The 3,234-nt window shown below is 60.3% G+C and carries 2 protein-coding genes and 1 pseudogene; 1 reads left to right on the plus strand and 2 read right to left on the minus strand.

The features are described 5' to 3' along the window. Nucleotides 1-690: pseudogene (locus JWR14_RS10940) on the plus strand (AMP-binding protein); the annotation flags it as partial. Between the two features lie 69 nt (nucleotides 691-759). Here the strand turns inward: JWR14_RS10940 and JWR14_RS10945 are convergent. Both JWR14_RS10945 and JWR14_RS10950 read right to left on the minus strand, forming a co-directional pair. After that, on the minus strand, nucleotides 760-1,908 hold the full coding sequence (locus JWR14_RS10945; protein WP_299705796.1) for a branched-chain amino acid ABC transporter substrate-binding protein: 1,149 nt from the start codon (nucleotides 1,906-1,908) through the stop codon (nucleotides 760-762). Between the two features lie 94 nt (nucleotides 1,909-2,002). Beyond that, a partial coding sequence (locus JWR14_RS10950; protein WP_299705798.1) for an aldehyde dehydrogenase family protein occupies nucleotides 2,003-3,234 on the minus strand: 1,232 nt, incomplete at its 5' end.

The raw sequence follows: 3,234 nt of genomic DNA on the forward strand, positions 1-3,234 counted from the left end.
GCCTGGAACCTCACGTTACGCGATGGTTTCGGCCAGACCGAAACCACGGCGCAGATAGCGAACTCACCTGGCCAGCCGATGAAGCCGGGCTCGATGGGCAGGCCATTGCCCGGGTATCGGATCACGCTTCTCGATCACGACGATAACCCCGCGAAGGAAGGCGAACTCGCGCTGATCCTCGACCCCAAGCCGCTGGGTTTGATGGACGGCTACGTGGATGATCCGTCGAAGACACAGGACGCGATGCGCGGCGGGCATTATCGTACGGGCGATGTAGCGTCAATCGATGACGATGGTTACTTCACCTACGTAGGCCGCTCCGACGATGTCTTCAAGGCATCGGATTACCGCATCAGTCCGTTCGAGCTGGAGAGCGTGCTGATCGAACATCCGGCGGTGGGCGAAGCGGCGGTTGTGCCGAGTCCGGATCCGCTGCGGCTATCGGTGCCGAAAGCGTTCGTCGCGTTGCGCAACGGTTATGAACCGACCAAGGAAACTGCCGGTGAAATCCTGAAGTTCGCCGCGCAGAAACTGGCCGCTTATAAGCGCATTCGACGCATCGAGTTTTATGAACTGCCAAAGACGATATCGGGCAAGATTCGTCGCGTGGAACTGAGGAAAACTGAAGAAGCACGAAGCAGTGATGCACGCCGGGAGAATGAGTACTGGGAAGAGGATTTCAACGCCTAGTGTGCAAAAAAGCCCCGCAGCGCAGAACGCATGCGGGGCTTGCAACAACCTCACAACACCAACTAAAACTTACTTACCACCCACGCTTTGCAGTGTCGTCCACTTGCCATCGACGACCTTGTACAGCGTGATGCCACCGTTCTTCAAATCACCCTTCGAGTCATACGCGAGCTGCTTTGACGTCACACCGGCCATGTCGGTCTTAGCGAGCAAAGGCAGATACTTCGCCGGATCGGTCGAGTTCGCGCTCTTCATAGCCGCGAACATGGCCATTGCGCCGTCGTACGCGTACGGCGAGTACGTTTGCACGTCTTCGTTAAACCGCGCCTTGTACTTCGCAACATAAGCCGCGCCACCCGGCATTTCATCGAGCGGCAAACCAGCCAGCGACGCCACTGTGCCGTCGGCTGCAGTGCCGGCGATCTTCAGGAACGTGTCGGTCTTGACCATTTCGCCCGCCATCAACGGCGCGCGCATGCCCAGCGTCTTCATCTGCTTGACCATCGGGCCCGCTTGCGAATCGGCGCCGCCGTAGTACACGAGGTCCGGATTCAACGACTTGATCTTGGTCAGGATGGCCTTGAAGTCGACAGCCTTGTCGTTCGCGTATTCACGATCCACAATCGTCGCTCCCGATGCCTTCGCAGCTTTCTCAAACTGGTCGGCCAAACCCTGGCCATAGGCCGTGCGGTCATCGACGATCGCGATCTTCTTCATCTTCAGCGTCTTCACCGCGAACTCGCCGGCCACCGACCCTTGCTGCGTGTCGGAGGTCATCATGCGGAATGCGGTCTTGTAACCTTGCGTCGTGTATTCCGGCGCGGTTGCCATCGCGATTTCAGGAATGCCGGCGTTCGCGTAGATGCGCGAAGCGGGGATCGTCGTACCCGAGTTGAAGTGACCGAGCATGCCCTTGACGTTGTCGTCTACCAACTTCTGCGCGACGGTCGTGCCGGTGCGCGGATCAGCCTGGTCATCAGCGGAATCGAGCACGATGCGAACCGGCTTGCCGCCAATCACGGGCTTCGTCGCGTTGAAATCTTCAACCGCGAGCACCACGCCGTTCTGGAAATCCTTGCCGTAGTGCGCTTGCGCGCCGGTCATCGGGCCGGCGAATCCTACCTTCACGTCTTCAGCGGTTTGAGCCTGAGCTGTTGCAGCAACCGACAGACCTGCGACCAACATTGCTGCTGCCAGCTTCTTCATCGTGTAATCCATAAACTCTCCTGATTCCCATGTAAGTGGCAGCGTGTGCCGGGATCGCCGTGCCTGCTGCCGTTTGTTTGAGCCAACCCGCCGTGCTGATAACAGCTCAGCCGATCGTCATCAAATTCGCATTGCCGCCCGCGGCTGCCGTGTTCACGCTCACCGAGCGTTCCGTCAACAACCGTTCGAGCGCGTATTCCTGCTCGCCATCGTGAGCGTCGTCGGCGAAGGCTCCCGCCGGCACGCCCTGCACCGAAACAATCGGTCCCGGGCGTTTCGCGACGTCCTTCACCAACGCCATCAATTCGTCGCTGTCGCCTTCGAACAAGACCGCATCGAAGGCCGCGTCCTGGCTCTTAAGCGTCGATGCATACGGCTTGATCGACGCCGGCAACGCAGCCACGAGTTGTTCACCTGCAGCGCCAGAAAACAGCGCTTTATTGCCCGTGGCGAGCACCGCGGCGAGTTGCGCACGGGCGCCGCTTGCCGTCGATGCCACGCACAGAACCGTTCCGCGTGCGCCGAGCGTATAGGTGTTCCGCTCACCGGTCGGACCGGCCAGCACGGCGGTCGCACCGGCCATCACGTGTTGCAGATGGCCTTCGCAACGTGCCGCCGTTTGCGGATCACGCTCGGCGATCGCCCAATCGCGCAACGCGGTCAATGCAGCCGGCGTTTCGTTCGCGGCCGTCTGATCCACGATCAACGCGCTTTCCAGCGATTTCGGCAAGCCCGTGGGACGCTTGGCAAGCAGCCGCTGCAAGTACAGAGCGCCGCCCGCTTTCGGACCCGTGCCCGACAAACCTTCGCCGCCGAACGGCTGCACGCCGACCACTGCGCCAATCACGTTCCGGTTCACGTAGATGTTGCCCACATGCGCGCGGCTGACGACGTGCGCGATGGTTTCATCGATACGCGTATGAATGCCCAACGTCAGCCCGTACCCCGTCGCTTTAATTTGGTCGAGCAGTTTATCAAGATGTGCCCGGCGATACCGCACTACATGAAGTACCGGGCCGAAGACTTCGCGCTTCAACTCGTCGATGGAATCAAGTTCGATCAGCGTCGGCGGGACGAATGTGCCTTGGGCGCAGCTTTCTGGCATGGGCAGTTGCACGACGTTGCGGCCCTTCTCGCGCATTGATGCTATATGCGCGTCGATGCTCTGCTTCGCTTCGGCATCGATCACCGGGCCGACATCGGTGGAAAGGCGATCGGGATTGCCCATCGCGAGCTGCTGCATCGCGCCGGTGAGCATTTCGAGCGTGCGATCCGCGACGTCGTCCTGAAGGCACAACACGCGCAACGCCGAACAACGTTGGCCGGCGGAATCGAAGG

Origin of the sequence: Caballeronia sp. (genome assembly GCF_028292365.1) — a bacterium.
In the GTDB taxonomy this organism is placed as follows: Bacteria; Pseudomonadota; Gammaproteobacteria; order Burkholderiales; family Burkholderiaceae; genus Caballeronia.

What these genes read in the sequence shown, in the direction of transcription:
- JWR14_RS10945 (WP_299705796.1), bottom strand. Translation starts at nt 1,908, where the DNA reads ATGGATTACACGATGAAGAAGCTGGCAGCAGCAATGTTGGTCGCAGGT.